Source organism: Bacillus sp. M13(2017) (genome assembly GCF_002218325.1).
In the GTDB taxonomy this organism is placed as follows: Bacteria; Bacillota; Bacilli; order Bacillales; family Bacillaceae_G; genus Bacillus_A; species Bacillus_A thuringiensis_K.
The window spans coordinates 1-1247 of record NZ_KZ268544.1; the positions used below are offsets into that span (position 1 = coordinate 1).

Below are 1247 nucleotides of genomic sequence, written 5' to 3' on the forward strand. Positions count from 1 at the left end.
CAAGCAATTGGAATCATCGGTCGTGAAGCATTAGGGGCAGGAACAGATATTGATAAATTGCAACGAGCACTCCGATCTGTGGATGCTGGCAACTCAATACGGCAAGTGCAAAATGAATTAAGAGATTTACAACAAGAAGCTGGCAGGACAGAGAAAAAGTTTGAAGGCTTAAAAGTAGGGCTTGAAAATGTCATTGGTGGATTGGCAGCAGGTGGTGGAATTGCAACCGCTATTGAAAAAGCAATGGACATGTCGAAGCTAAAAACAAAAATTGAAATAGGATTTGATGTTCCTGAATCCTCAAAAAAATCAGTAGAGGATGCTGTGAGAGGAATTTCAGCCTATGGATTAGATGCAGAAGAAGCACTTGAGGGTGTAAGAAGACAATGGGCTTTGAATAAAGATGTTAGTGATGAAGCAAATGCTTCTTTCGTAAAGAGTGCAGCTGTTATTTCTAATGCTTATGCTGGTATAGATTTTACTGAATTAATTCAAGAAACGAATGAAATCGGTAATGAATTAGGCATTTCACAAGAAGGCGCTCTTGGTATGGCTGATGCCCTATTAAAAATGGGTTTTCCACCGGAACAATTAGATATTATCGCTGAATATGGTGGTCAGCTGACGCGAGCAGGCTACAACGCTGAAGAGGTCCAAGCGATCATGGCAGCTGGGGTTGAAACAGGTACATGGAATTAGATTATAGTTCCCTTGTATGGTGACATACAATGAAAAACTCCTTTAATTCAGTGAAACTCTCAAATGAGACAATACTGAGCGAAGCCTTTTAATTAAGGAACGTGCAACGACTAGTCGAAAGACGTAGGGTGTAAGCAAATGACACTCGAAACGGGGAGCAACTCAAGTAGTTGAAGATATAGTCTAATCTATGCGGTGACGTATAGTAGTTCATAAAAGAACGGGCGTGACGTTGCGAATCACGTTGAATGTAAATGATCGATAATCTCTTAGATGGTTTGAAGGAGGGACGTGTTAAAGCAGCTGAATTCGGTCAAGGTGTCGATAAAGCAATGAAAGAAGCCCTTGAAGGTACACAAATTTCAGCAGAACAAGTTCAAAAATGGGGTCAAGCTGTAGCTGATGGTGGTAAAGAAGGTTCAGCAGCAATGACCGAGATTGCACAAGCTCTATCGCAAGTTGATGATGAAACAAAGCGTAATGAATTAGGCGTTAAATTTTTCGGTAGATGATAAATTGTGCCGAAGTAAAATCGCGGTATAAAGCAA

At 40.7% G+C, this 1247-nt stretch carries 1 protein-coding gene and 1 pseudogene; both read left to right on the forward strand.

The genetic code is table 11. The annotated features are described in order from the left end of the window. Window positions 1-699: pseudogene (locus CGQ22_RS31195) on the forward strand (hypothetical protein); the annotation flags it as partial. Between the two features lie 254 nt (window positions 700-953). Continuing rightward, window positions 954-1211: a hypothetical protein gene (locus CGQ22_RS31200; RefSeq protein ID WP_089149806.1), complete on the forward strand. Its 258-nt coding sequence runs from the start codon at window positions 954-956 to the stop codon at window positions 1209-1211. Window positions 1212-1247: the final 36 nt, after the last annotated feature.